We start from the raw sequence: 26,328 nt of genomic DNA on the forward strand, positions 1-26,328 counted from the left end.
AGTCTCTCATGCGCGATTCGCATGACCTGAGTTTCATAGAAGTGAAATTAAATTCACATATTGGTGCCGACGGTCTGGATCCGAGTCTCCGTGCGGCGCTGGGATTGCCGGATCGGGGACGCTAAATAGATGAGATGGCTCGCGCTCGAGCCCGGTATTCCCCGTTCAGTCCCGGCTCGGCGGCAGTCCCCCGAATGACGCGCTGCACACACGCCCAGCGTGCAAAGCCTTAATTACAGAGTTGTAATGAAAATCAGAAATTTCGCATGCCGCTCTGCGCGGCGCGCAACATCACGCAATTCTCGCGGGGAATTTATTGCGGCAAGTTGCCGCGTTGGCAGCAAAGTCGTTTTGCAGATTCCGGCAATGTCGTCGGATCTGTCCAAGAACAAGAGAAGGAAAGTAACATCATGACGAAGTTACTCGGGGTTATCGCAATTGCTGCCGTCGCTCTCGCCGTCGCGCCGGCCCAGGCCGCCAAGCATGCCATGGGCGGTTGCAGCGGGTCCAATCTGGAGAAGACGGAGACCGCGATCGAGAACATGGCCGACGGCGACGGCAAGTGGGTCGCCGAGAAGGAGATCACGGCCGCGCAGGACTCGCTCCTCAACGGCAAAATGGGTGCGTGCGGCATGCACCTGAACAAGGCGATGCACGCCACCATGGGCAAGTAAGCGGGTAGGTAAACGCGATCCAAGAGAGGGCCGGTCGCCGGGCGATCGGCCCTAACGCTTTTGAGGGTGTGGCTTAAGGCGCGCGGGCCAGCTGGGTGGCGAAATAGGCGACCGTCTTGGCGTAGACCTCGCTCTTGTTCCACTGCTGGAGCACCGCGAAGTTCGGACTGCCCGGCTCCCAATCCTTACCCTTCTGCCAGCCATAGCCCGCCAGGTAATTGGCCGTGGAGGCGAGCACGTCGGGCGCGTTGTGCAGGAGATCGCGCTTGCCGTTGCCGTCGAAATCGACTGCATATTTCATCCAGGACGACGGCATGAACTGGGTCTGGCCGATCTCGCCGGCCCAGGCGCCCTTCATGTCGGCCGGCGCAAGATCGCCGCGCTGGACGATGCGGAGCGCATCCATCAGCTCGCCGCGAAACTGTTCGGCGCGCCGGCAGTCATAGGCAAGCGTTGCGAGCGAGCGGATGGTTGCGAACTTGCCCGTGTTGACGCCGAAATCAGTCTCGAGCCCCCAGATCGCGACGAGGACCTCGCCCTGCACGCCATAGGTCTGCTCGATGCGCGACAGCACCGAACCGTACTGCTTCATCATGTTGGAGCCGCGCGTCATGCGGGGCGGCACCATGCGGCCGGAAAACTCCTCAAACGTCTGGCTGAAGACCTTTTGCGAGTGGTCGCGGTTGAGCACGCTCTGATCGAGCGTCACGCCGGCAAGCCCTGAGGCGATCGCCTGTTGCGAGATGCCCTTGGCCGCAGCTTCGGTCTTGAAATCGGCGAGCCAGGCATCGAAATTGCCCGAACCGCAGGCAACCGCAGCGAGCGTGGGCTCGATGGACAGGATTGACGCAGTGATGGCGAAGGCTGCGAGAGCGAGACGAGAAATCGTCGGGGTCATCAGGCTAAATTGATTCCGTGACATGGCATGGCCGGCGGCGGCAATGTCGATTGTAACCGCGGCCAAAGCAAGGCGTGTGACAGCGTCTGATCCTGCCCGCGATGCGGGCAGGATCAGGATGTAACAGAATCGTCAAGCGTCCGTCCTATTCCGCCACGGGAATAGATTGGCAGGAAAATCGGCGGCCGGCTTGCGCGGGCGCTGCGGCGGAGGGGGTACCGGCCGCGCGCCGGGATCGGACACGATCACCTTGCGATAGAGGTGCCAGGTGGCATGGCCGAGCACGGGTATGACGATGGCAAGACCAAGGAACGCCGGAATCGTTCCGATCGCCAGCAGCACCGCCACGATCACGCCCCAGGCCGCCATCGGCACCGGGTTCTTGGCCACGACCCGGAGCGAGGTCACCATCGCCTCGAAGGCGCCGGCATGGCGATCGAGCATCAAGGGGAATGACACTGCGCTGATGCAGAGCGCGGCGAGCGCGAACAGGAAGCCCGCGCCGCAGCCGATCACGATCAGCCACCAGCCTTGCGAGGTCGTGAGCACGCGCGTCACGAAATCCGAGATTCCGCTGACGCCCTCATAGCCGAATGCGGCGATATAAATCGCCTGCGCGGTCGCGACCCAGGTCACGAACAGAGCGAGCAGCAATGTGCCGAGGCCGAGCATCGCGCCGAAGGAGGGCGAGCGCAGCACGTCCATGGCATCCCAGGCGCTGGCCTCTTCGCCGCGTTCGCGTCGGCTCGAGAGCTCATAAAGCCCGAGCGCTGCGAACGGGCCGATCAGGGCAAAGCCAGCGGCCAGCGGAAACAGCAGCGGGAGCACCGAATAGCCCATCGCCGTGCGGGCGAGCACGAGGCCCAGCACCGGATAGAGGACACAGAGGATGATGGCGTGGCTTGGAACCGCCTTGAAATCCTCCCAGCCGCGCTTGAGCGCGTCGCGCAGGTCGGACAACTGGATGGTTCGGATCACTGGTCCAGCCGCATCTGCGGTCTGGCCCATCGTGGGGACATTGCCCGGGTAGAGTGTGGCCATGGTCGGTAGCTCCCTTGCCATGCGGCCGAAACCGGCGCCGGCAACGGCGCAAGCGGCCGCTCTTCTTGGATGATCGCGATTCCGACCAGACGCGAATTCCGGAACGCAATCGCGAACTGACACGTGAAGCGTACTCTCAATTGCGGGCGCTGTCCCTCACGCTTGGGTGAAATTCGATGTCGCAGTGCAACTTCGTCGATGTCATTCGGTCGTCATTTCGCCGCAGATAAGCTGATGCTGCGTTTGGTTCGCAGAACATCACGGGTGCGACGTCAAAACTTGGTCTATAAGTGCCACTCAAGGCCCTTCCAACGGAACCTTTTCGGGGAGCAGACATGAGCATTTTCGGGAAAATCATGGGCGCGATCTTCGGCAGCCATCCGGCTTCCGCCGCACCCGCCGGCAGCCCAGTTGGAGGCAGTGCGCCCGCTGGCGCCGCGCCGGGCGCATCGGCGCCGTCGTCTGCGCCTGCTGCCGCGCCGACGGCAACCGTCGACGTTGCCGCGATCGTCGACAAGGCGGCCGCCGCGAAGGGCGAGAAGCTGGAATGGCGCACCTCGATCGTCGACCTCATGAAGGCGCTCGACGTCGATTCGAGTCTTGCCGCACGCAAGGACCTCGCCAAGGAGCTCGGCTACACCGGCGACATGAACGACTCGGCCAGCATGAACGTCTGGCTGCACAAGCAGGTGATGTCCAAGCTCGCCGCCAATGGCGGCAAGCTGCCGCCGGAAATCAAGCACTGACCGATCTCTCGGTCGTCGCAAGGGCCCGCCATCGCGCGGGCCCTCGTTGTTTGAGCATGATCTTTTCGGAAAACCGCTTCGCACTTTTCCGGATCATGCTGAGGCGACGAGATCCGCATCCTCGGGATGCTTGTCGAGATAATCGGCGACGAAGCCACAGCCCGCGATCACCTTCCGGCCGTCGCGGCGGATCAGATCCAGCGCGCCCTTGATCAGCTCGGAGGCGACACCGCGGCCGCGCAGCGCACGCGGCGTCTCGGTGTGGGTGATGATCACCGCCGACGGCGTCAGCCGGTAGTTGGCGAAGGCGAGCTCGCTGCCGACATCGAGCTCGAAGCGGCTTCTGTCCTTGTTGTCGCGTACCTGTGCCGCCATACGAAATCCTTCCGAAGTGATGACTGCCTCTCATGTAGGCGCCTGAACCCGCGCTTGCCAAGTCGCGACCAAGGGAGGTTGCCGCAGGGGAGATCTCCGGAAAATGCGTGTCCCACTTGGCTTGATGGCGTTGCTCGCCGCGCTGATCTCGACTGCGCCGGTCCCGGCTTCGGCCGAAGGCGGGCCGGCTTGGGACGCCTGTGTAGGCCTCGCCAGCACGCCGGACGATCGGGTCAAGGCGTGTTCGACCGTCATTGATACGAAGAGTGAGACCGGCCGCAGGCTCGCCGGCGTCTATTGCAACCGCGGGCATGGCCTCACCGAGAAGCGCGAGCTCGATGCGGCGCTGTCCGATCTCGACGAGGCGGTCCGGCTCGATCCCACCTATGCCTGCGCCTTCAACAATCGCGGCCGCGTCTACAGCTTCAAGCGCGACTATGATCGCGCCATCGCCGATTACGATCAGGCCATCAAGCTCGATCCGTCGATGGCGATGGCCTACAGCAATCGCGGCGAGTCCCGCTTCAACAAGGGTGACATCGACGGCGCCTTCGCCGATTTCGACGCGGCGATCAAGCGAGATCCCAACTACGCGACGGCCTATGCCAATCGCGGCCTGGTCTACTATCGCAAACACGACATGGCTCACGCGCTCGCCGACTACACGACGAGGATCAAGCTCGCGCCCGATCTGCTCGCCTTTATCGACCGCGGCAACGTCTATCGCGACAGCGAGCAGCTCGACCGCGCCGCCGCCGATTATGGCGAGGCGATCCGCGTCGCGCCGACCGATGCGCGCGGCTGGCGCAATCGCGGCATGATCCGGCTCTACCAGGGCGACAACAAGGGCGGCCTGTCCGATTATGACAAGGCGCTGCAATACGATCCCGCCGACGTGTTCTCCTGGAACAATCGCGGCCAAGCCAAGCTGCGGCTCGGCGACAAGCAGGGCGCGATCGCCGATTTCAGGAAGGCGCTGGAATTGAAGCCCGGCTTGCAGACGGCGCAGGAACAGCTGAAGCGGCTGGGCGCGCTTTAGCCACTCGTCATGTTCAATCGGCTGCCTTGGCGAGCCGCGAATCTTCCGGCTGAGGTTTTGGGCGGAGGCAGCCCTGGCAGATGACCAGCGAGCGGTTGACCCTGGCGTCCTGATCGGTGTCGACGCCGTCCGGCGCCGTTCGGGCCGCAACTCGCGCTGCGCGCGACGGCTCGGAGACGGAACGCGGCAGGTTGGGGTCTTCGCCGGCGCCATCCCAGGCATAGCGTGCGGGCTTGAAGGCGGAATCCGCGGCCAGATGTGTTTGCGGGGCCATGGCGCAGCCGGCAAGCGCCAGCGACAACAGCAGGAGGGCGGGCGCTTTGACCATGATGCAGCACTCTGGACGCGGAGACTGACGGAGGTTGCGCTGATCATGTTTAAAATTCCCTGAACGATCGCAGGGCCAGCTGTGCGGCCCGCGGTCTTGCTACGCCGCAAGCGATGGCGATAAATGGGCTGCAAAGAGCCGGGCATTTGCACGCTGTCCGCCGTCGAAGAGGAACCCCCATGCAGCCGCTCCGCATGTCCCGCCGCGTCATGAATCTCGCTTACATGCTGACCCAGAATGCGCGGCGGCATAGTGCGCGGCCCGGTTTCGTCTGGGGCGACAAATCCTGGACCTGGCGCGAGATCGACGCGCAGGTCTCGGCGCTGGCTGCGTCGCTCGCGGCGCGCGGCATCGCCCAGGGCGACCGCGTCCTCGTCCATTCCAAGAATGGCAACGAGATGTTTGTCTCGATGTTCGCAGCGTTCCGGCTCGGCGCGGTCTGGGTGCCCACCAATTTCCGCCTGATGCCGGACGAGGTCGCTTATCTCGCGCAGGCCTCGGGCGCGAAGGCGTTTTTGTGCCACGTCGATTTTCCAGAGCACGCGGCGGCTGTGAGCGGCGGTCTGCTGGAGTTCACCTGGAGCATCGACGGCAAGGCCGCGTTCGGAGAGCGCTCGGTCGCCGACGCCATCTCGGCGCATGCTGGCGCCGTGGTCGAGAACGTCGCGGTCGAGCACGACGATCCCTGCTGGTTCTTCTTCACCTCCGGCACCACCGGCCGCTCCAAGGCCGCGGTGCTGACTCACGGCCAGATGGGCTTTGTCGTCACCAACCATCTCGCCGATCTCACGCCAGGCGTGACGGAAACGGACGCCTCGCTGGTGGTGGCGCCGCTGTCGCACGGCGCCGGCGTGCATCAGCTGATGCAGACTGCGCGCGGCGTCTGCACCGTGCTGCTGCCGACCGAGAAATTCGACATCGACGAGGCGTTCCGCCTGATCGAGGCGCATCGGGTTGCCAATCTCTTCACGGTGCCGACGATCTTGAAGATGATGGTCGAGCACCCCGCCGCGGATAAATACGACCACTCCTCGCTGCGTCACGTCATCTATGCCGGCGCGCCGATGTATCGCGAGGACCAGAAGGCTGCGCTGAGGAAGCTCGGCAAGGTCATCGTGCAATATTTTGGCCTGGGCGAAGTCACCGGCAACATCACGGTGCTGCCGGCGGCGCTGCACGATCCCGAGGACGGCCCGCACGCCAAGATCGGCAGCTGCGGCTTCGAGCGCACCGGCATGCAGGTCTCGATCCAGGATGACGAGGGCCGCGAGCTTGGGGCGAACCAGAGCGGCGAAATCTGCGTGATTGGACCTGCCGTGCTCGCCGGCTATTACGACAACCCGGAGGCCAATGCGAAGGCGTTTCGCAACGGCTGGTTCCGCACCGGCGATCTCGGACATATGGACGAGGAGGGCTTTGTCTATATCACCGGGCGCGCCTCCGACATGTACATCTCCGGCGGCTCCAACATCTATCCGCGCGAGATCGAGGAGAAGATCTTGACGCATCCCGCGGTCGGCGAGGTCGCTGTTCTCGGCGTGCCGGATGCGACCTGGGGCGAGGTCGGCGTTGCCGTCTGTGTCGCGCGCGATGGTGCGAAGGCTGTGAGTGAAGCCGAGATGGCGGCATTCCTGTCGCCAAAAGTGCCGCGCTACAAGATGCCAAAACGGTTCTTCTTCTGGGAGGCGCTGCCGAAATCGGGCTACGGCAAGATCCCGAAGCGCATGGTGCGTGACGAGCTCGAGGCACGCGGGTTGCTCGATCTCGACAAGACGAAGGCGGGTTGAGCGGACGCGATGCGGAGCATCAAGCAGCCGGGCGCAGCCATCGCCGAGCGCATTCAATGGGTGGAGGCGAGGGGACGCGCCTTCACCTTCACGCTTCAGGCAGGTCTGCCGCTGCTGGAGGCCGCGCGCCGCGGCTTTGAAGCCGAGGGTTTTGCCGGCGGCGTGCTGAACTTTGGCAGCGGCACACTCGGGCCACTCGGTTACGTGATGCCGGCGCTGTCGAAGACCGGCGAGAATGCGGCGTTCTACAGCGACACCTATCGGCCCGCGGGCATGACGCGCACCAGGCTCGGCAGCATGACGCTCGGCCAGCGCGATGGCGCGCCGTTCTTTCATTGCCATGGGCTTTGGATCGAGGCGGATGGCAAGCCGAGCGGAGGGCACATGCTGCCGGACGAGACGATTATCGCCGAGCCTTTCAAGGTCGAGGCCTTTGGTCTCGATGGCGCGGCGTTCTTGGCCGAGCCTGATCCCGAAACCAACTTCAAGCTGTTCGGCCCGGTCGCGTCGGTGGCGAGCGGCGCGCGCACAACCAGCCGCGCCTTCGCGCTGCGGCTGCGTCCCAACCAGGATTTCGCCGGCTGCCTCGAAGCCTTTTGCCGCGCGCGCGGCATTGCGCGCGCGAAAATCCATGGCGGCGTCGGCTCGACCGTCGGCGCGCGCTTCACCCATGGCGGCGTGACCGGGCCGTTTGCGACCGAACTGGCGGTGACGGCCGGTGCGGTCGCGCCGGGCCGGTCGGGCGCCTTGGAAGCCGCGCTCGACGTCGCCCTGATCGACTACACCGGCGGCATCGCCGAGGGGCGCCTGATCCGCGGCGACAATCCGGTGCTGATGACGATGGAGCTGGTGCTCGAAGTGCTTGACTAGAGCATGACCGGGGCATGCACCCGCTCGTCCATGCCACTTGTGCATCAACATTGTTCCCGTTATGTTCCATCCCATACCTGTTGGGACAAGCTGGGCGCGGAGACTGCTATGGGCCGGAGAGGCAATCGCACGATCAACCTGCCGGCCCCTTATCTGAGACGGGTCTGGCTTGATCCGTCGCAGGTTCACGATCGGGAGGGCTATCCGTTTTGCTTGCCCATCTTTCCTGATGAATTCGAGCTCAACTTCGATGCCGCCATCACGATCATCGTAGGAGAGAATGGCACGGGGAAGTCGACGATCCTCGAGGGCATTGCAGTGCTGGCTGGCTACGATGATGCGGGGGGCGGGAAGGGCTACATGCCCGTCGATCACTCCGAAGCGCGGGAGAAGATGGGCGGTCAGCTTTCCAAGGCGTTGCGCGCAAGTTGGCTGCCGAAGATCACCAACGGCTGGTTTTTTCGTGCCGAGAGCTTTTTCTCGGTGGCGCGATATCTGGATAAAGCGGCACGTGATGCCGGCCAGGTTGGCCCTGATTTCCTGTCGCATTCCCATGGCGAGGGCTTCCTGCGCTTCTTCGAAGAGCGCTGCCAGCGCCAGGGTATCTTCATTTTCGACGAGCCTGAATCGGCGCTGTCGCCCGCGCGCCAGGTCGAATTCCTGAAGCTGCTGCGGCGCATGGACGAGTCCCGTATTTGCCAGGTGATCATGGCGACCCATGCGCCTCTGCTGATGGCCTATCCCAATGCGCAGCTGCTGCGGCTTGGGAAGTACGGCCTCGAGCCGACGACGGTGGAGCAGACGGATCATTACCGGTTGATGCGGGATTTCTGCGCCGATCCACGCGGGTTCGTGGAGGCGACGCTGGAGGAATGAATCTGCCATCCATTGTCGTTCACCGGTTTCCGTAGTATATTTTTGCCATGATCAGGTCCTGGCGGAATTCGGCGAGCCGCAAGGTCTGGGATGGCGAGCGTCCGAGCCAGTTTCGTGGGCTCGATTTCGAGGTGGCGGCTGCGTTGTTGGTCGCGCCGAATGTCGCGAAATCGCTCGGAGACCTGAGTCCGCTGAAGAGCGTTGGATTGCACAAGTTGAAAGGCGATCGCAAAGGGCAATGACGGTCAACGAGCGTTGGCGCATCTGTTCGAGTTCAACAAGGGCGATGCCTACGGGGTAGAAATCGTCGACTATCACAAGGGCTGACATCAATGGCTCCGCTCGTTCATCCAGGGCGATTGCTCAAGCGAGAATTGGTTGCGCGTGGGCTTAGTGCGAACAGGCTCTCGCTCGACATCGGCGTTCCCTCGGGTCGGATCACCGATATTCTGAATGGACGCCGAGGTATCTCGGCGGACACCGCGGTGCGGCTTGGTCGCTATTTCGGAAATAGCCCGCAATTCTGGCTGGACTTTCAGGGGCAATACGACATTGGCGTTGTCGAGCGGGAGAAGGGCGCGGAAATCGCTCGACGGGTGCGGCCCGCCGACGCGGCATGATGCGGGCTTTGGCCAAAAGCTTCATCGTTCTTCATCCGAGTGGCAAGAGGACGCACCCCGGCGCCCTCGCGGCACGTCGTGCCCGAGCTTTGCTGCAATCACCGCCCCCAAGAGTGCCGAGGGCGCAGGGAAGGCCGGGTGCCGGCTGGCACCCGCGGTCCGCTGTGCGCAAGATGCGCTGGAAGTGATGCACAGCGGCATACAGGTGAAGCCAAACATCCGGCCTTCCCTGCGCAGTGGTTTTACGGCTTATGTCGCGCTCTCCCCGGGGAGCGATGCACTATTGCCCCCGTCGCCTTGCGGATGGCTGACGTGGTCACCCGGTCGGGCGGCACACATCACCACAAGACTTGGCGCACAGACCCCGGGCGCCAGGACCACACGATTTTGCCGTACGCAGGCTGCACCGGTCGTGTGCGCGTGGCGCTCGCTCACGGTTTCCCGCCCTGCGATGCCCTTCGCGCCAGTGCTGCCTGCGTCCACCACGTCCCATCCCGCGTGTCGTGACGATCGCGATAGCGCCCCTCGGCCCGGGTTGGGATGCGTGGAAGATGCGGTATTTCAGAATTCGAGTAAAGCGAATTATTTTGCCTTCGAAGCATTGACCGCGATGTCGCGTGTTTTGCCCGTCGGGCAACGCAAGGGATGGTGGGTGAAGTGCGCGTAGGGCGGATTAGCGAAGCGTAATCCGCCATTTCGTCCAGAGGAAAAGACGGCGGATTACGCTTCGCTAATCCGCCCTACGGCACCTTCGATGCGGCGAAGTCCTTCAGCTTCAGGAAAAAGTCCTTCAGGATCGGGTTGCGATCCACAGAGGTCACGTAGCGGATCGGATGCCGCCTTCGGTCGATGCTCCAGGTCATCTGATCGGTGAGGACCGGCGCCGGGATGATCACGCTTGGTGCCCATTCGGGGTTCAGCAGCCAGCCGACCGGCGCCATGTCCCAGATCTCCTTGGCCCAGCCCATGTGGTCGGACGAATAGTCCTTGAACCTCTGAGCGAGGAACGCGCCGATGCTGCCATGCGGCTCGACGTAGCGCTCGATCTCCGGGACCGTCGAATGCAGGCGCGAGGTGACGCCCATGCAGGGCACCAGCACCAGCGGCACGCCGCTGTCGAGCAGCACCTGCGCGCCGCCGACGTCCTGCTTCAGATTGAACTCGACCGTGTGCGGCCATTCCAGCGCATGGCCGCCGAGCCAGACCACCACGACGCGGTCGATGATGTCGGGGGCTTTGAGCAGAGCGGATGCGACGTTGCTGATGGCGCCGATGGCGATGACGTAGAGCGGACGGTCAGGCGAGCCCGCGCGCGCCCGGGCGATGAGGTCGTCGACAGCGGGGGCCGCCCGCGCCGTCTTGGTTGGGCCGACATAGTCAGTGACGCCGCGATGGACCAGGCCTTCGGGCGCGATGTTCAGGCGCTCCAGCAGGCGAAGGATTTCCTGATAGCTCAGCTCCATGCCGTGGCCGGGACTGTCCGCGCGCGCATTGAAGAACGGCGCGGCATAGATCGCCTCGACGTCAAAACGCTGCGGCGACAACAGCATCTGCACCAGCGCGAACTGGTCGTCGATTTCGTTATAGGTGTCGGTGTCGAGCACGACACGCACCTTGCCGACCGGCAGCTGGAGGAGCTTGAGGCGGGCCGCGTCCGTGAGTGTCATCGCCGTCTCCTCGAACAGTTCGTAGGGTGGGTTAGCCTGCGGCCGCGCGAAGCGCAGTCCGCCGGCGTAACCCACCTCTTCTGCCTCTGTGGATGCGAACAGTGGTGGATTACGCTTCGCTAATCCACCCTACGCTTCCGCACAAGGTATCCGCGATCTCCTCCATCTGCGCGAACATGTGATCGGGCGCAAGCGCCCGCAGCGCCGCCGGCGCGGCATAGCCCCAGCTGACCGCGCCGCAGGCGATGCCGACGCTGCGCGCCGCCTCGATGTCGCGGACCTCGTCGCCGATCGCGATGACGCGGTCGAGCGCCACGCCGGCGCGGCGGATGACGCGGCGGAATTTCGCCGGCTTGCCGAACACCGAGGCGGCGCAGTCGAACTGGGCGAACAGCGCGCCGACATCGCCGAGCTTCTGCCGCGCATTGGCCTCGTTGTCGGAGGTCACCAGCGCCAGCTGGACACCGTTCTCCGCCAGTGTCCGCAGCATCGCCTCGACGCCCGCGAACAGCGGAATCTCGGCCGCCGCCTCTCCCTTCAGCCGCCGCGCATGCCGCGCGATCGCCGGCAGCTTCCAAACGGGCAGTTCGAGGCGAGAGAGGATTTCGCGCGTCGTGGCATGCCGCAGCCCCTCGACATCCTCATCCCGCACGCGGCGAAAGCCGAAGCGATCGGCGACGTCATTGATGGTGCGCAGGAACCAGGGGAAGCTGTCGACGAGGGTGCCGTCGAGATCGAAGATGGCGAGGGAGTAGGGCATGGAGGAGGGCGGGCCGGCGGGTCACACACCGCGTCCCCTGGCGACGCGCTGACAGATGCAGTTGGAGATGCTATATTGACCGCACAGAGGTGACAGATGTCGGAGCTACTGGCAAGGATTACAGTCGACCCGCAGCGTATGCATGGACGCCCCTGCATTCGCGACCTGCGCATCACGGTTGCCGACGTTCTGGGGCTGCTGTCCGCCGGCCAGTCGCGCGAGAGTATCCTTGCGGATTATCCGTACCTTGAAGAGGCAGATATCGACGCGGTGCTTGCATATGCTGCCCGTCAGGTCGACCATCCGATCATAGCGGCTAAATAGCTTGCTCTACCTGATCGATGCTCAGCTTCCACCAGCACTCGCGGAAGCCATGCGTCGGGTCGGACATGATGCTGCTCACGTAGCCGAGCTCGGGATGGCAAACGCAGACCGACGGGGTCATCTGGAGCGAAGCCATTTCTCGATCGGCCGTTCTTGTGACCAAGGACCGCGACTTCTCACTCTTGCGCGCAGCAAAGCGGCAAGGGCCGATTGTGCTGTGGGTCCGAGCCGGCAACATCGACAATCGGGCGTTGGTCCGTGATTTTTTAAGTGCCATGCCGCGGATTGTCGAAGCAGTTGCACTGGGCGAGGCCGTCATCGAATTTGTCGGCAGTTAGTGTGGCAGGCTGGATCGAACCACTCTCCCGTTGCATGTAGCGCCGTTGGGCGCTTGGATGTACGGAGAGGGCCCCAGAAAGGAAGCCATGCCGATTGATGACACCCAGCTCAGCAAATTTCTGAGCCTCGTCTTACGCCATAAGCCGGATGTGATCGGACTTGTGCTAGATGCGCAGGGATGGGCCGGCATCGACGAACTAATCGCCAAAGCAAACGCTGCTGGAACGAAGTTCGGCCGCGATGATCTGTTGCGCGTCGTCGCAGCGAGCGACAAGAAGCGATTTTCGTTGTCACCAGGCGCGGATCGCGTCCGCGCCGCGCAAGGGCACTCGGTGCAGGTTGAACTCGGGTTGGCGGCGCAGGAGCCCCCGCCGCTGCTGTATCACGGGACGGCGACCCGGTTCGTGGAGGCGATCTTGTCGGAGGGCTTGAAGCCGCAGGCGCGCCAGCAGGTGCACCTGTCAGCCGATGTGGCGACTGCGGAGCGTGTCGGCCAGCGTCACGGCAAAGCCTACATCTTCACGGTCGATACTGTCGCGATGCGCCGGCACGGATACAAGTTCTATCGCGCAGATAACGGGGTGTGGTTGACCGACCTGGTGCCGCCGGAGTTCCTGGCACCGATCACCACCGAACGAGCCTAGCTCACTCCGCCGCCTCGCTCGTGCTCCGCCGCTTCGGCTTCCGCGCCTTCTTCAGCACCGGCTCCAGAAACTTGCCCGTGTAGCTCCGCGGCGCCTTGGCGATGTCTTCCGGCGGGCCCCAGGCGACGATCTCGCCGCCGCCGTCGCCGCCTTCGGGGCCTAAGTCGATCACCCAGTCGGCGGTCTTGATGACTTCGAGATTGTGCTCGATGACGACGACCGTGTTGCCCTGCGCGACTAGCTCGTGCAGCACCTCCAGCAGCTTCTTGACGTCGTGAAAATGAAGGCCGGTGGTCGGCTCGTCCAGGATGTAGAGCGTGCGGCCGGTGGCGCGCTTTGACAGCTCCTTGGCGAGCTTGACGCGCTGGGCTTCGCCGCCCGACAGGGTCGTCGCTTGCTGGCCGACATGGATGTAGTCCAAGCCGACACGGTGCAGGGTCTGAAAAGTCTCGCGCACGCGCGGCACCGCCTTGAAGAACTCGGCGGCTTCCTCGACGGTCATGTCGAGCACGTCGGCGATGCTCTTGCCTTTGAAAAGAACCTCAAGCGTCTCGCGGTTGTAGCGCTTGCCCTTGCAGACGTCGCAGGTGACGTAGACGTCGGGCAGGAAGTGCATCTCGATCTTGATGACGCCGTCGCCCTGGCAGGCCTCGCAGCGGCCGCCCTTGACGTTGAAGGAGAAGCGGCCGGGCTCGTAGCCGCGCGCCTTGGCCTCGGGGAGGCCTGCAAACCATTCGCGGATCGGCGTGAAGGCGCCGGTATAGGTCGCGGGGTTCGAGCGCGGGGTGCGGCCGATCGGCGACTGGTCGATGTCGATAATCTTGTCGATGTGCTCGAGGCCCTCGATGCGGTCGTGCGGGGCGGCGCCTTCGCTGGCGTTGTTCAGCTTGCGGGCGATGGCGCGGTAGAGCGTGTCGATCAGCAGCGTCGACTTGCCGCCGCCGGAGACGCCGGTGACGCAGGTGAACAGGCCGAGCGGAATTTCGGCCGTGACGTTCTTGAGGTTATTGCCGCGCGCGTTGACCACCTTGATGGTGCGGCGATGGTTCGGCGGCCGCCGCTCCGGCACCTCGACCTCGAGCTCGCCGGTCAGGTATTTGCCGGTCAGCGATTTCGGATTGCGCATGATCTCGTCGGGCGTGCCTTCGGCGACGATGTGGCCGCCATGCATGCCGGCGCCGGGGCCGATGTCGAGCACGTAATCGGCGAGACGAATGGCGTCCTCGTCATGCTCGACCACGACCACGGTATTGCCGAGGTCGCGCAACCGCTTCAGCGTGTCGAGCAGGCGGGCATTGTCGCGCTGGTGCAGGCCGATCGAGGGCTCGTCCAGCACGTAGAGCACGCCCGTCAACCCCGAGCCGATCTGCGAGGCGAGGCGGATGCGCTGGCTCTCGCCGCCGGACAGCGTGCCGGAGGAGCGGGAGAGGGTGAGGTAGTTGAGGCCGACGTCGAGCAGGAAGGTGAGGCGCTCGCGGATTTCTTTCAGGATGCGGCCGGCGATCTCGTTCTGCTGGCTGTTCAGCGCCTCCGGCACGGTCGAAAACCACTCGCCGGCGCCCTTCACCGACAGCTCCGAGATCTCGCCGATGTGCTTGCCGCCGATCTTGACGCAGAGCGCCTCGGGCTTGAGCCGGAAACCGTTGCAGCTGCCGCAGGGCACGTCGTGGAAATACTTTGCCAGCTCCTCGCGCGCCCACTCGCTCTCGGTCTCACGGTAGCGGCGGTTGATGTTGGTGATGACGCCTTCGAACGGCTTCTTGGTGTCGTAGGAACGGACGCCGTCCTCATAGGAGAACTTGATCTCCTCCTCGCCGGAGCCATGCAGGATCGCGTTCTGCGTCTTCTTCGGCAGATCCTTCCATTTGGTGGTCAGTGTGAACTTGTAGTGCTTGCCGAGCGCCGTCAGCGTCTGTGTGTAGTAGGGCGACGACGATTTGGCCCAGGGCGCAATCGCGCCCTTGCCGATTGCCATCTCCTTGTCGGGGATGACGAGATCTTCATCGACATGCTGCTCGACGCCGAGGCCGCCGCAGGCGGGGCAGGCGCCATAGGGGTTGTTGAACGAGAACAGGCGCGGCTCGATCTCCGGGATGGTGAAGCCGGAGACGGGGCAGGCGAACTTTTCCGAGAACAGGATGCGCTCGGGCCCGCTCTTGTCGTGGATCTTTGCGGTCTTCTTTTTCTCCTCGACCGGCGCCGCAGCAGGGGCATCGGCGAACTCGACCACCGCAAGGCCCTCGGCGAGCTTCAGCGCGGTCTCAAAGCTTTCGGCGAGGCGCTGGCCGATGTCGGCGCGCACCACGATGCGGTCGACGACGACGTCGATGTCATGCGGGAATTTCTTGTCGAGCGCCGGCGCTTCAGCGAGCTCATGGAAGGTGCCGTCGATCTTGACGCGCTGAAAGCCTTTCTTAAGCCATTCGGCGAGCTCCTTGCGGTACTCGCCCTTGCGGCCGCGCACGACGGGGGCGAGCAGATAGAGGCGGGTGCCCTCGGGCAGCGCCAGCACGCGGTCGACCATCTGCGAGACGGTCTGGCTCTCGATCGGAAGTCCCGTGGCGGGCGAATAGGGAACGCCGACGCGGGCCCAGAGCAGGCGCATATAATCGTAGATCTCGGTGACGGTGCCGACGGTGGAGCGCGGGTTCTTCGAGGTCGTCTTCTGCTCGATCGAGATCGCCGGCGACAGGCCGTCGATCTGGTCGACGTCGGGCTTCTGCATCATCTCCAGGAACTGGCGCGCATAGGCCGAGAGCGATTCGACGTAGCGGCGCTGGCCTTCGGCGTAGATGGTGTCGAAGGCGAGCGAGGATTTGCCGGAGCCGGACAGGCCGGTGAACACCACGAGCTTGTCGCGGGGAATCTCGACGTCGATGTTCTTGAGGTTGTGCTCGCGCGCGCCACGGATCGTAATTGCGCGCAGGCTGGATCCCGCGTTCTGCTGCTGGCGCTTGGCCTTGATCACTTCATCCATCCGCTGGTCCTCAAGGAATCCCAAGGGCGCGCGATCGCGCCAATGGTGAAGGCGCGCTTCGCCCGGAACCGGGAACGGCGCCGATGGGGTTGCCAGCGAACGTAGGAAGAACGGGCGCGGATTTCCAGTGGGACTTGCGAATCGTCAACGGATTGTTGGCGCGCTGGCGGCATCTGGCAGGAGAGGCGCGCGGAACAGCCGAAGGGCCGGCACCAGGCCGGCCCTTCGTTCGCTTGTGGATGCGGATCTGGGGGCAATCCGCACGCGAGCAGGACCTGGAGGAGTCCTTTGGAAACGGTCTTTGGGCGATCAGTATTTGGCGACGACCGGGCCGCCCCAGCGGTAGCTGACGCGGATCAACCCGATATCGACGTCCTGGCCGAATTTCTCGGTGCGCACGGGTGGGAGCAGGCTCGGGCTTGCGAGGTCGCCGCCGTGATGTCCGAGGAACAGATGGTCGTATTCACCGCCGACCGACCAGTTCTCGGCAAAGGCGTATTCCACGCCGAAGCCGGCGCTGTAGCCCCAGCGGGTCTGGGTGAGATTGTTGGACACCACGCCAACACCCGGAATGAACTCGTCGTATTTGGCGTGCGCGACGGCCGCGCCCGTCTTGCCGTAGAACAGCAGGCCGTTCACGGTGTAGCCGAGCTGGCCGGTGAACAGACCGAAGCTGTCGATCTTGGTGCGGTTGTTGATGGGAGGCACAATGAGGCTGACATTGTTGCCCTTGAAGTCGGCCCAGTTGCCCTCGGCCTCCGCGCCGAGCACCCAGTGTCCCTTCTGCCAGCGATAGCCAAGCTGGGCACCGACCGTGCCGCCGCTCGCGTTGTGACAGCCTTCGCCGACGGGCGGGTCGATGGCAACGCCACCGGCAGCTGTGATGCTCCAGCAGGAATGGGCGAGGCCGCCGCCGCCATTGATGCCGGCATAGACGCCGGTCCAGTCGAAGGCGAGCACGGGCGCCACAACCGGCGCCTTGCCGTAGAGCGGAAGATCGGCGGCATCGGCCGGCGCCGCCGCGCCGAGTGCGAACAAGCCGACCGCGGCCAGCGCCCATCTCTTCATTGCAAATCCCCAACTCGCCGAACCATTGGTGGGCGCGATTCGCGCCTCACGACTCAATGACGGTCCGGCGCAGGCGTCAGCGAAAACAAAAAGGCCGGCGCGAGGCCGGCCTTTCGTAACGCGATGGCGTTGGAGACGAAGCTCAGTACTACAGCTCAGTACTTGGCAACGATCGGGCCGCCGAAGTGATAGTTCACGCCGACCTGCACGGTGTGGAAGTTGAGCGTGCCGGACGCCAGGGGAACGCCGAGGTTCGAGAAGTAGTTCTCGCTGCCGAGGCTGCGATAGAGGTACTCGCCCTTGATCGACCACTGCGGAGCGATGAACGCTTCGACGCCCGCACCGACGGTCCAGCCGGAGTGCCACTTGGTGTCGGAGACAGTCACGCCGAGCGCGCTGACGGAGATCTTGTTGTCGACCCAGGCATAACCGCCCGTGCCGTAGAACAGGATCTGGTTGACGGCGTAGCCGATGCGGCCGCGCACGGTGCCCATCGCGTCGGTCTTCGAGGAGACAGTGATGCCGAGAGCCGACGCCGAAGCGTTGACGTCAGCCCAGGCGCCATCGGCCTCGAGGCCGAACACGACGTTGCCGGTCTGCCAGTTGTAACCGGCGGTACCACCGACGAAGCCGCCCTGCATCCGGGGGCTGCTGGAGTCTTCCCAGGCGCCGCCACCGACGATACCGAGATAGAAGCCGGTCCAGTTGTAGACAGCGGCCATCGGAGCCGGAGCCTTGGTGTAGGGGCGGGCCGCCAGATCGGCAGCCGAGGCGGAAGCGAACGCACCGAATGCGAGCAAACTGGCCGAAGCCAGCAAAACCTTTTTCATTTTCAACTAATCCCAGTCCCAGTTTCTGTTGATTGCCTTCTGCGGGCAGAAGGGCATCGGACGCCGTAGTCCAACTGACGGCGTGCTTACACCATTGAAGCTGCAAGTTGTGTCTCTCAAAAGTCACAACGGCCTGAAAATGGTGCAGTTGCTGACCTATTGTTCCCATCGGGAACCGGCAACCAGAGGCGGGTCCTCGATTCTCGAGTGACGTCAAATGGATGTCAAGATTTCTTCATGGCTCTGTCGCCCGACGCCGTCGGCTTCAAATACCCCGGGGTGCGCAATCAAGCGGCATTATTCCTCTTGCTTTTAGCGGGAACAAATCTGGAACAAAGCTGTGGGTGGTGCTATATATGGGGATAACCGAAGGCGCGGTGGGCCGATTGGGGTCCGTAAGCGTATACGGTCGCTTCAGCAGGGCGGCAGCACAGCGCGGGCGCGCGGGCCCGCCCTTTTGAAATTCAGTGGCATTTGGAGTGGAGAGCGGCGATGGCGGGAAGCGTCAACAAGGTCATTCTGGTTGGAAATCTCGGCAAGGATCCGGAAATCCGCCGCACCCAGGACGGGCGGCCGATCGCGAATTTGAGCATTGCGACCTCGGAGACCTGGCGCGACAAGAACAGCGGCGAGCGCAAGGAAAAGACCGAGTGGCATCGCGTCGTGATCTTCAGCGAACCGCTCTGCAAGATCGTCGAGCAGTACTTGAAGAAGGGCGCAAAGGTTTATATCGAGGGCGCGCTCCAGACCCGCAAATGGACCGACCAGAGCGGTGTCGAGAAGTACTCCACCGAAGTCGTGCTCCAGGGCTTCAACTCGACGCTGACGATGCTTGACGGCCGCAGCGGCGGGGGAGGTGGCAGCTTCGGCGACGAGCCGGGCGGCGATTTCGGCTCCTCCGGTCCGGTCAGCAGCGCGCCGCGTCGTCCCGTTGCCGCCGGCGGTGGTGGCGGTCGCAACGACATGGACGACGACATCCCGTTCTGAGACGCGGGTCGTGCTCGCGTAAAGCGGCAGAGTTTCCGACCAATTTGCGGGCTAGACACGGTTTTTCCGGGCTAGCCTCTTGTGCTGCCTCAAGGCTTTGACGGCAGGCCATGTGAATGATATTAACTTTATGTTAATCCTATTCACATGGTCGGTTTCCCGTCCGGAGGACGCGCCACATGAGCCTCGCGCCTCTGCTCAACGCCGCGCCGGCGATCCCACTGCACGCCTTTGCCGCCATGGCGGCGTTCGTGCTCGGCCTCGTCCAGTTCGCTGCCCCCAAGGGCACGCTGCCGCACCGGACGCTCGGCTGGATCTGGGTGGCGCTGATGGTGGTCGTGGCGTCGTCGTCGTTCTGGATCCACCAGATCCGCCTGGTCGGGCCATTCAGTCCGATCCATCTGCTGTCGATCTTCACGCTGGTGATGCTGCCGCTCGCGGTGTGGCGGGCGCACACCCATCGCGTTGCCGACCACCGACGGATCATGATCTTCATTTTCGCCGGCGCGCTGGTGGTGGCGGGCCTGTTCACGCTGGTGCCCGGACGCATCATGCACCGGGTGATTTTCGGGGCCTGAAGCGCGGTTCCGGGCGGGGCGTTCCGGCGCCGCTGGAGACAGGGGTGGGAAGCGCGTAAGTCTCTGGAAAAACAAACGGAAAAACCGCCTCCAAAGAGCTTGCAAGGGTGGTTACAAGGGTGGTTATCAGGGCCTCGATGCGCTATATGATTCCCAGATAAAACCTCACCGGATTCCCCTTTGGCCGACGACGACAACAAGAAGCCCGGCGACGAGCCGGAGCGCTCGGATATTCGCCCCGTCTCCATCTTCGAGGAGATGAAGAAGTCGTATCTCGACTACGCCATGAGCGTGATCGTGGCGCGCGCTCTGCCCGATGCCCGCGACGGCCTGAAGCCGGTGCACCGCCGCATCCTGTACTCGATGAACGAGCAGGGTCATACGCCCGACAAGAAGTACGTCAAATCCGCCCGCGTGGTCGGTGACGTCATCGGTAAGTATCACCCGCACGGCGACCAGTCGATCTACGACGCCATGGTCCGCATGGCGCAGGACTTTTCGATGCGCGTGCCGCTGATCGACGGCCAGGGCAATTTCGGCTCCGTCGACGGCGATCCACCGGCCGCCTATCGTTACACCGAAGCGCGACTGACCAAGGCGGCGCTGGCTCTGCTGGCCGATATCGACAAGGATACTGTCGACTTCCAGCCGAACTACGACAACAACGAGACCGAACCATCGGTCTTGCCGGCCAAGTTCCCGAACCTTCTCGTCAACGGAGCCGGCGGCATTGCGGTCGGCATGGCGACCAACATCCCGCCGCATAATCTCGGCGAAGTCATCGATGCCTGCGTCGCATTGATCGACAACCCCGCGCTGACCATCGACGAACTCATCAACATCGTGCCGGGACCGGATTTCCCGACCGGCGGCGTCATTCTCGGACGCGCGGGCATCCGCGCCGCCTATCACCTCGGCCGTGGCTCGATCGTCATGCGCGGCAAGGTCGCGATCGAGACCATCCGCAAGGAGCGCGAGGCGATCATCATCACCGAGATTCCCTACCAGGTGAACAAGGCGACGATGGTCGAGCGGATCGCCGAGCTGGTGAAGGAAAAGAAGATCGAGGGCATCGGCGACCTGCGGGATGAATCCGATCGCGAAGGCTATCGCGTCGTCATCGAATTGAAACGCGACGCCGTGCCGGACGTGGTGCTGAACCAGCTGTACAGATTCACGCCGTTACAGACGAGCTTCGGCGTCAACATGGTGGCGCTCGACAGTGGCCGTCCCCGGATCATGCATCTGAAGGACCTGCTGGCTATCTTCGTCGACTTCCGCGAACGGGTCGTCACGCGGCGCACCAAGTACCTGCTCGCCAAGGCCCGCGATCGCGCCCATATCCTGGTCGGTCTGGCAATCGCGGTCGCCAATATCGACGAGATGATCCGCGTCATTCGGACCTCGCCCGACCCGACCACCGCGCGCGACACCCTGATGTCGCGCGACTGGCCGGCTCGGGACGTCGAGGACATGCTTACGCTGATCGACGATCCGCGCCACCGTATCAGCGAGGACGGCACGATCCGACTGTCGCTGGAGCAGGCGAGGGCCATTCTCGACCTGCGCCTTCAACGCCTCACCGCACTCGGCCGTGACGAAATCCGCGAGGAGCTCGACAAGCTCGCCGGTGAGATCGGGGACTATCTCGACATCCTGCGTTCACGCGACCGCGTGCTGGGCATCATCAAGACCGAGCTTGCCGAGGTGAAGGCCGAGTTCGCGACCCCGCGCAAGACGGTGATCATGGAGCAGGAAGGCGAGGTCGAGGACGAGGACCTGATCCAGCGCGAGGACATGGTCGTCACCGTCTCGCACGCGGGCTACGTCAAGCGCGTGCCGCTGTCGGCCTATCGCGCCCAGCGCCGCGGCGGCAAGGGCCGCGCCGGCATGCAGACCCGCGACGAGGATTTTGTCTCGCGCCTGTTCGTGGCGTCCACGCACACACCGGTGCTGTTCTTCTCCTCGCGCGGCCAAGTCTACAAGGAAAAGGTCTGGCGGCTGCCGATGGCGGCGCCGAACGCGCGCGGCAAGGCGCTGATCAACATCCTGCCGCTGGAGCAGGGCGAGCGCATCACCACGATCATGCCGCTGCCCGAGGACGAATCGACCTGGGGCAACCTCGACGTGATGTTCGCCACCACCGGCGGCAACGTCCGGCGCAACAAGCTGTCCGACTTCGTCGACGTCCGCCGCTCCGGCATCATCGCCATGAAGCTCGACGACAATGAAGCGATCGTCGACGTGCAGATCTGCACCGAGCGCGACGACGTGCTTTTGACCGGCGCCGGCGGCCAGTGCATCCGCTTCCCCGTCACCGACGTGCGCGTGTTCACCGGGCGTACCTCGATGGGCGTGCGCGGCATCGCGCTTGCCGAGGGCGACAAGGTGATTTCGCTGGCGATCCTGCGCCATGTCGAGACCTCTTCGGACGAGCGCTCCGCGTATCTGAAAATGCGCCGTGCCGTGGTCGGCGAGGCCACGACTGAGGAGGCTCCGGCGGACGCCGAGGCCGAGGAGACGTCCGGCAGCTTCCAGCTCTCGCAGGAGCGCTATGTCGAGATGTCGGCGGCCGAGCAGGTCGTGCTGACCGTCTCCGTCAACGGCTACGGCAAGCGGACCTCGTCCTACGAGTACCGTACCACCGGGCGCGGCGGCAAAGGCATCGTTGCCATGAGCGTCAACAACCGCAACGGCAACCTGGTCGCCTCTTTCCCCGTGGAGGAGGCCGACCAGATCATGCTGGTCACCGACAAGGGCCAGCTGATCCGCTGCCCGGTCGAAGGTATCCGCATCGCCGGCCGCTCGACCCAGGGCGTGATCGTGTTCGACACCGCCGAGGACGAGCACGTCGTCTCGGTCGAGCACATCACGGAAGAGGCCGAGGGCGGCAATGGCGACAATGGAAATGGCTCGCATTAGGCGCGGCCCGGACGCGTGTTGAGGGACGTTTCATGCCGCGATACATAGCCTGCCTGTTTGCTGTCCTGGCCACCTTCACCTTGGCCACGGGCGCGGCGGCCGCTGATGTCAAGGTGATGATCTCAGCCGGGTTCTTCGGCGTGTATGAGGAGCTCGGTCCCGCATTCGAGAAAGCGACGGGGCACAAGCTCGTCACCACGCGCGGGCCTTCGGTCGGCGATTCACCGGAAGCCATACCGACGCGTCTGTCCCGGGGTGAGGCGGCCGACGTGGTCATCATGGACGGGGTCGGCGTCGATCTGCTGGATCAGAAGGATCTGACCCGCCCGGGCAGCCGGGTGCCGCTCGCGGAATCGTTCATCGGAATGGTGGTTCGGGCCGGGCAACCCAAGCCCGACATCAGCACGATGGATGCGCTGCGCAAGACACTGCTCGCGGCCAAGTCTATCGCCTATTCGGACAGTTCCAGCGGCACCTATCTCTCGACCATCGGTTTCAAGAAGCTCGGTGTCGCCGATGAAATCGCCGGCAAGACGCGCAAGGTGCGCGGTCCGCCGTCGGGCGAGCCGGTGGCTGCCGTCGTCGCCCGCGGAGAGGCGGAAATAGGCTTTCAGCAAGTCCCGGAACTGATCCACGTGCCGGGGATCGATTTCGTCGGCACCGTGCCATCCGAGGTTCAGCCGCCAACCCTTTATGTCGGGGCGCTGCCCAAGAGCTCACAACAGTCCGACGCCGCGATGGCCCTGCTGCACTTCCTCTCCTCCGCAGATGCGGCAGCCGTGATCACCAAAGCCGGCATGAAGCCCTTGCCGCCGCACTGAGCTTCGTCGTCCGCATCATCGGCGCATCATCGAAACACGCCCTAAATCTCCAGCTCCGTGCCGAATTCCACCACCTGCTTGGTCGGCACGCCGAAGAACGCGGCGGAGCGTTCGGCGTTGCGCTGGAGGAAGGCGAACAGGCTTTCGCGCCAGACCCACATGCCCGGAATGTCCTCGCGCGGGATGATGGTCTCGCGGCCGACATAATAGGTGATGTCGGCGAGGTCGATGCCGGGAAGCCTGCCCTGGCGGCAGGCGAGCGTCAGTCCCTCAAAGATCGTCGGGTTCTGCATGAACCCGTAGCGCAGGATCACGCGGGTGATGCCGGGGATGATCTCGATCACCTCGGCGCGATCCTCATCGGCAATATGCGGCAATTCCTCGATCAGGACGGTGACGAGGATGATGCGCTCGTGCAGCACGTGGTTGTGCTTGACAAACTGGGTCAGCGCCAGCGGGACGCCATTTGGCACAGATGCCAGGAACACCGCGGTCCCGGGCAGCCTGGCGCTGCATTTGTTGACAGCGGTCTCGATCAGATCTTCCTCGGGCTGACGCAGCTTGCTGCGTGCGGCCTCGACCAGCTTCACCCCGGCACGCCAGGTCATCATCAGGAAGGCGACGAGGCCGGCGAGCAGCAGCGGAAACCAGCCGCCCTCGAACAGCTTGATCGAATTGGCCGAGAAGAAGATCACGTCGATCACGAAGAAGAAGCCGTTCACGGCCACCACGAGCCAGGGCGAATAGCCCCACTGGATCGCCACCAGCGCTGCGAGCAGCGTGGTGATGGCCATCAGCAGCGACACCGCGATGCCGTAGGCGCCGGCGAGCGCATCCGAGGTGCCGAAGGCGAGGACGGCGCCGAGCGTGGCGGCGGCGAGCAGCCAGTTTACCAGCGGCACGTAGATCTGGCCGATCGCATCGCTCGTGGTGTGGCGGATCTGCATGCGCGGCAGGAAGCCGAGCTGGATCGACTGCTGGGTCAGCGAGAACACGCCGGAGATGATCGCCTGCGAGGCGATCACGGTTGCGACCGCCGAGAACGCGACCAGGGGATAATGGAGGACATCAGGGCAGAGCTGAAAGAACGGGTTCTCGATCATGCCGGGATCGGTGATCAGGAGCGCGGCCTGGCCGAAATAGTTCAGCACCAGCGCGGGCAGGCAGATGGCGAACCAGGCGAGCCGGATCGGCAGACGGCCGAAATGACCCATGTCGGCATACATGGCCTCGCCCCCGGTCACGGCAAGGAAAGCCGCGCCCAGGATCGCGAAGGATACGTGGAAATCCTGGTGGATCAGGAAGTCGAAGGCGTAGAACGGACTCAGCGCCGCCAGCACCGCCGGCGCCTTGATGATGCCATGGATGCCGAGCGCGGCGAGCACGGCGAACCAGGCCAGCATCACCGGTCCGAAGATGCGGCCGATGAAGCCGGTGCCCTGCTTCTGCATCATGAACAGGCCGACCAGGATGGCGATGGTGACGGGGACCACGACCGGCGAAAGCGAGGGCGCGTCGACCTTGAGGCCCTCGATGGCGGAGAGCACCGAGATCGCCGGCGTGATCGCGCCGTCGCCATAGAGCAGGGCGGCGCCGACCAGGCCAACAATAAGCAGATGCGCGCGCCAGGTGCCGGGCTCGGCATTACGGGCATGCAGTAGAGCTAACAGCGCGACGATGCCGCCTTCGCCGCGGTTGTCTGCCCGGAGGATCAGCAACGCATATTTCAGCGAGATGATCAGCAGCAGCGCCCAGAGGATCAGCGAAGCAACTCCCAGGACAGCTTCGGGCGTCACTGTCGCGCCATGGGCGGCCGCTTTGGCGGCTTCCTTGAGGGCATAGAGCGGGCTGGTGCCGATATCGCCGTAGACCACCCCGAGGGCGCCCATGGTCATGGCCAGCGGCAGTGGATCAGGATGGTGGCCGGAAGCGACTGCGGGCGTACTGGACAAAGGCGACCCCCCGATGGGATCGCGCCCGACGGGCCATTCCGAGGGGCGCGAGCGTCACGCAGTCTGCGACGAGACGCCGCAAATTGCCACGGGGTTTTTCTTGGGGTTTCTTGGCGTTCTCTTGGGCTTTGTATCGAGGTTTACGACGCCAAGCTGACGGAGCGTCTACGGCGTGCGGTCGGCGGTGACGAGGCGGGCCACGCGAACGTCGGCCTTGGTGCCGGCGCGGCGCAGGCAGGACGCTTCGAAATTCGGCCAGGCCTGCTGCGAGCAGTCGCGGCCGATGGTCTTGATGTCGAGCCGGTCGGCCTTCGCCAGCGGCTGCGGCACGCTGGCTTCGACGGTCGGCGCAAAGCCGGGCAGGAGGGTAAGGGCTGCGGCAACGCACGCAGCGATAGTGATCGCTGAAAGAGCCTTGATCATTGACGGTCCCCTGTGATGCGGCCGCTACGCCCAATGTGCGGCCCGTCATTCGTTGGGTGGATTAGTAACCATGGTCAGTTTCCGGACGTCTTCGCGGATACGGGAAATGGTTTCGTTCGCGCTCTGTTTTGTTTCGTCATGGCCTCAGGACGAAACAAACCGGAGGTTTCCGACACGATTTTGCGAAAAGATCTGGATTGCCGGAAAAATCGGCAGGGAACCTGGCCGGCTTGCCGGCTCGGGCCGGGCGGGGTAGGAGGAGGCCATGTCGCGCATTGCCTTCTACCCGGGTTCCTTCGACCCCATCACCAACGGCCATCTGGACGTGGTCCGGCATGCCGTTCCCCTGTGCGACAGGCTCGTGGTCGCGATCGGCGTCCATCCCGGCAAGAAGCCGCTGTTCACGACCGAGGAGCGGCTGAAAATGCTCCACGACGTCTGCGGGCCGATTGCGGCCCAGGCCGGCTGTACGCTCGAGGCCACCACTTTTGACGACCTGTCGGTGACCGCCGCGCGCAAGCATGGCGCCACCATCATGATTCGCGGTCTGCGCGACGGCACCGACCTCGACTACGAGATGCAGCTTGCCGGCATGAACGAGGCCATGGCGCCGGAGGTGCATACGGTGTTTCTGCCGGCATCCCCCATGGTCCGCCCGATCACTGCCACACTGGTGCGACAGATCGCGGCTATGGGTGGCGACGTCTCGACCTTCGTGCCGCCGCTCGTGGCATCCCTGCTCAAGGCCAAATTCGCCCCGTAACGGCGCGCGTCTTCATCTC

The 26,328-nt window shown here is 64.0% G+C and carries 26 protein-coding genes; 15 read left to right on the forward strand and 11 right to left on the reverse strand.

Annotated features, from left to right (window positions below; genetic code table 11):
- Positions 1-266 precede the first annotated feature (266 nt).
- Entirely contained in the window at positions 267-674 is a 408-nt protein-coding gene (locus IC761_RS35880) for a hypothetical protein (RefSeq protein ID WP_246791541.1), read from the forward strand.
- A gap of 73 nt (positions 675-747) precedes the next feature.
- On the opposite strand, the gene IC761_RS17410 is transcribed toward IC761_RS35880, so the two are convergent.
- Both IC761_RS17410 and IC761_RS17415 read right to left on the reverse strand, forming a co-directional pair.
- Positions 748-1,572: a lytic murein transglycosylase gene (locus IC761_RS17410; protein ID WP_195804399.1), complete on the reverse strand. Its 825-nt coding sequence runs from the start codon at positions 1,570-1,572 to the stop codon at positions 748-750.
- Positions 1,573-1,704: 132 nt separating this feature from the next.
- Positions 1,705-2,613 (reverse strand): DUF2189 domain-containing protein, encoded by a 909-nt coding sequence (locus IC761_RS17415; protein WP_195804400.1) that lies wholly within the window; start codon positions 2,611-2,613, stop codon positions 1,705-1,707.
- A 335-nt stretch (positions 2,614-2,948) separates the two neighbouring features.
- Between IC761_RS17415 and IC761_RS17420 the strand changes: the two genes are divergently transcribed.
- Positions 2,949-3,359, forward strand: a complete 411-nt coding sequence (locus IC761_RS17420) for a DUF3597 domain-containing protein (protein WP_195804401.1) — start codon at positions 2,949-2,951, stop codon at positions 3,357-3,359.
- Between the two features lie 93 nt (positions 3,360-3,452).
- On the opposite strand, the gene IC761_RS17425 is transcribed toward IC761_RS17420, so the two are convergent.
- Positions 3,453-3,734 carry a GNAT family N-acetyltransferase gene (locus IC761_RS17425; protein WP_195804402.1) on the reverse strand — a complete coding sequence of 94 codons (282 nt, stop codon included), beginning with the start codon at positions 3,732-3,734 and terminating at the stop codon, positions 3,453-3,455.
- Positions 3,735-3,837: 103 nt separating this feature from the next.
- Between IC761_RS17425 and IC761_RS17430 the strand changes: the two genes are divergently transcribed.
- Positions 3,838-4,773: a tetratricopeptide repeat protein gene (locus IC761_RS17430; RefSeq protein ID WP_195804403.1), complete on the forward strand. Its 936-nt coding sequence runs from the start codon at positions 3,838-3,840 to the stop codon at positions 4,771-4,773.
- A 13-nt stretch (positions 4,774-4,786) separates the two neighbouring features.
- Here IC761_RS17430 and IC761_RS17435 read toward each other — a convergent pair whose 3' ends face one another.
- Positions 4,787-5,101 (reverse strand): hypothetical protein, encoded by a 315-nt coding sequence (locus tag IC761_RS17435; RefSeq protein ID WP_195804404.1) that lies wholly within the window; start codon positions 5,099-5,101, stop codon positions 4,787-4,789.
- A gap of 179 nt (positions 5,102-5,280) precedes the next feature.
- On the opposite strand from IC761_RS17435, the gene IC761_RS17440 reads away from it, so the two are divergent.
- The 4 genes from IC761_RS17440 to IC761_RS17455 all read left to right on the forward strand — a co-directional run bounded on the left by IC761_RS17440 (position 5,281) and on the right by IC761_RS17455 (position 9,254).
- Complete coding sequence (locus IC761_RS17440; protein WP_195804405.1) at positions 5,281-6,888, forward strand: acyl-CoA synthetase; 1,608 nt, start codon at positions 5,281-5,283, stop codon at positions 6,886-6,888.
- A gap of 9 nt (positions 6,889-6,897) precedes the next feature.
- Positions 6,898-7,758 carry a PCC domain-containing protein gene (locus IC761_RS17445; RefSeq protein WP_195804406.1) on the forward strand — a complete coding sequence of 287 codons (861 nt, stop codon included), beginning with the start codon at positions 6,898-6,900 and terminating at the stop codon, positions 7,756-7,758.
- 108 nt (positions 7,759-7,866) lie between these two features.
- Positions 7,867-8,634 carry an AAA family ATPase gene (locus IC761_RS17450; protein WP_195804407.1) on the forward strand — a complete coding sequence of 256 codons (768 nt, stop codon included), beginning with the start codon at positions 7,867-7,869 and terminating at the stop codon, positions 8,632-8,634.
- 332 nt (positions 8,635-8,966) lie between these two features.
- Positions 8,967-9,254, forward strand: a complete 288-nt coding sequence (locus IC761_RS17455; RefSeq protein WP_195804408.1) for a HigA family addiction module antitoxin — start codon at positions 8,967-8,969, stop codon at positions 9,252-9,254.
- 740 nt (positions 9,255-9,994) lie between these two features.
- On the opposite strand, the gene IC761_RS17460 is transcribed toward IC761_RS17455, so the two are convergent.
- A complete protein-coding gene (locus IC761_RS17460; protein ID WP_195804409.1) occupies positions 9,995-10,921 on the reverse strand; it encodes a nucleoside hydrolase in 927 nt (308 codons plus the stop codon).
- A 109-nt stretch (positions 10,922-11,030) separates the two neighbouring features.
- Positions 11,031-11,681, reverse strand: coding sequence for an HAD-IA family hydrolase (locus tag IC761_RS17465; RefSeq protein ID WP_195804410.1), 651 nt, complete (start codon positions 11,679-11,681; stop codon positions 11,031-11,033).
- 96 nt (positions 11,682-11,777) lie between these two features.
- Here IC761_RS17465 and IC761_RS17470 point away from each other — a divergent pair, with 96 nt between their 5' ends.
- From IC761_RS17470 to IC761_RS17480, 3 genes are all read left to right on the forward strand, one after another.
- A complete protein-coding gene (locus IC761_RS17470) occupies positions 11,778-12,005 on the forward strand; it encodes a DUF433 domain-containing protein (RefSeq protein ID WP_195804411.1) in 228 nt (75 codons plus the stop codon).
- Positions 12,006-12,160: 155 nt separating this feature from the next.
- Positions 12,161-12,343, forward strand: a complete 183-nt coding sequence (locus IC761_RS35885; protein WP_246791542.1) for a DUF5615 family PIN-like protein — start codon at positions 12,161-12,163, stop codon at positions 12,341-12,343.
- An 87-nt stretch (positions 12,344-12,430) separates the two neighbouring features.
- Positions 12,431-12,988 carry an RNA 2'-phosphotransferase gene (locus IC761_RS17480; protein WP_195804413.1) on the forward strand — a complete coding sequence of 186 codons (558 nt, stop codon included), beginning with the start codon at positions 12,431-12,433 and terminating at the stop codon, positions 12,986-12,988.
- A gap of 1 nt (position 12,989) precedes the next feature.
- Here the strand turns inward: IC761_RS17480 and uvrA are convergent, their stop codons facing one another.
- The 3 genes from uvrA to IC761_RS17495 form a co-directional block, all read right to left on the reverse strand.
- On the reverse strand, positions 12,990-15,965 hold the full coding sequence (gene uvrA, locus IC761_RS17485) for an excinuclease ABC subunit UvrA (RefSeq protein ID WP_195804414.1): 2,976 nt from the start codon (positions 15,963-15,965) through the stop codon (positions 12,990-12,992).
- 309 nt (positions 15,966-16,274) lie between these two features.
- A complete protein-coding gene (locus IC761_RS17490) occupies positions 16,275-17,033 on the reverse strand; it encodes an outer membrane protein (RefSeq protein ID WP_195804415.1) in 759 nt (252 codons plus the stop codon).
- Between the two features lie 155 nt (positions 17,034-17,188).
- Positions 17,189-17,863 carry an outer membrane protein gene (locus tag IC761_RS17495; RefSeq protein WP_195804416.1) on the reverse strand — a complete coding sequence of 225 codons (675 nt, stop codon included), beginning with the start codon at positions 17,861-17,863 and terminating at the stop codon, positions 17,189-17,191.
- A 492-nt stretch (positions 17,864-18,355) separates the two neighbouring features.
- Between IC761_RS17495 and IC761_RS17500 the strand changes: the two genes are divergently transcribed.
- The 4 genes from IC761_RS17500 to IC761_RS17515 all read left to right on the forward strand — a co-directional run bounded on the left by IC761_RS17500 (position 18,356) and on the right by IC761_RS17515 (position 23,171).
- Entirely contained in the window at positions 18,356-18,850 is a 495-nt protein-coding gene (locus IC761_RS17500; RefSeq protein ID WP_195804417.1) for a single-stranded DNA-binding protein, read from the forward strand.
- Between the two features lie 179 nt (positions 18,851-19,029).
- Positions 19,030-19,428 carry a DUF2306 domain-containing protein gene (locus IC761_RS17505; protein ID WP_195804418.1) on the forward strand — a complete coding sequence of 133 codons (399 nt, stop codon included), beginning with the start codon at positions 19,030-19,032 and terminating at the stop codon, positions 19,426-19,428.
- A 180-nt stretch (positions 19,429-19,608) separates the two neighbouring features.
- The gene (gene gyrA, locus IC761_RS17510; RefSeq protein WP_195804419.1) at positions 19,609-22,350 is read left to right on the forward strand and encodes a DNA gyrase subunit A; all 2,742 of its coding nucleotides are present in this window, start codon (positions 19,609-19,611) and stop codon (positions 22,348-22,350) included.
- A gap of 80 nt (positions 22,351-22,430) precedes the next feature.
- Positions 22,431-23,171: a substrate-binding domain-containing protein gene (locus tag IC761_RS17515; protein WP_246791543.1), complete on the forward strand. Its 741-nt coding sequence runs from the start codon at positions 22,431-22,433 to the stop codon at positions 23,169-23,171.
- Positions 23,172-23,212: 41 nt separating this feature from the next.
- Here IC761_RS17515 and IC761_RS17520 read toward each other — a convergent pair whose 3' ends face one another.
- Positions 23,213-25,066: a potassium transporter Kup gene (locus tag IC761_RS17520; protein WP_195804687.1), complete on the reverse strand. Its 1,854-nt coding sequence runs from the start codon at positions 25,064-25,066 to the stop codon at positions 23,213-23,215.
- 222 nt (positions 25,067-25,288) lie between these two features.
- A complete protein-coding gene (locus IC761_RS17525) occupies positions 25,289-25,546 on the reverse strand; it encodes a hypothetical protein (RefSeq protein WP_195804421.1) in 258 nt (85 codons plus the stop codon).
- Between the two features lie 265 nt (positions 25,547-25,811).
- Between IC761_RS17525 and coaD the strand changes: the two genes are divergently transcribed.
- On the forward strand, positions 25,812-26,309 hold the full coding sequence (gene coaD / locus IC761_RS17530; RefSeq protein WP_195804422.1) for a pantetheine-phosphate adenylyltransferase: 498 nt from the start codon (positions 25,812-25,814) through the stop codon (positions 26,307-26,309).
- Positions 26,310-26,328 lie beyond the last annotated feature (19 nt).

The sequence above is a fragment of the Bradyrhizobium commune genome (assembly GCF_015624505.1).
Lineage (GTDB): Bacteria > Pseudomonadota > Alphaproteobacteria > Rhizobiales > Xanthobacteraceae > Bradyrhizobium > Bradyrhizobium commune.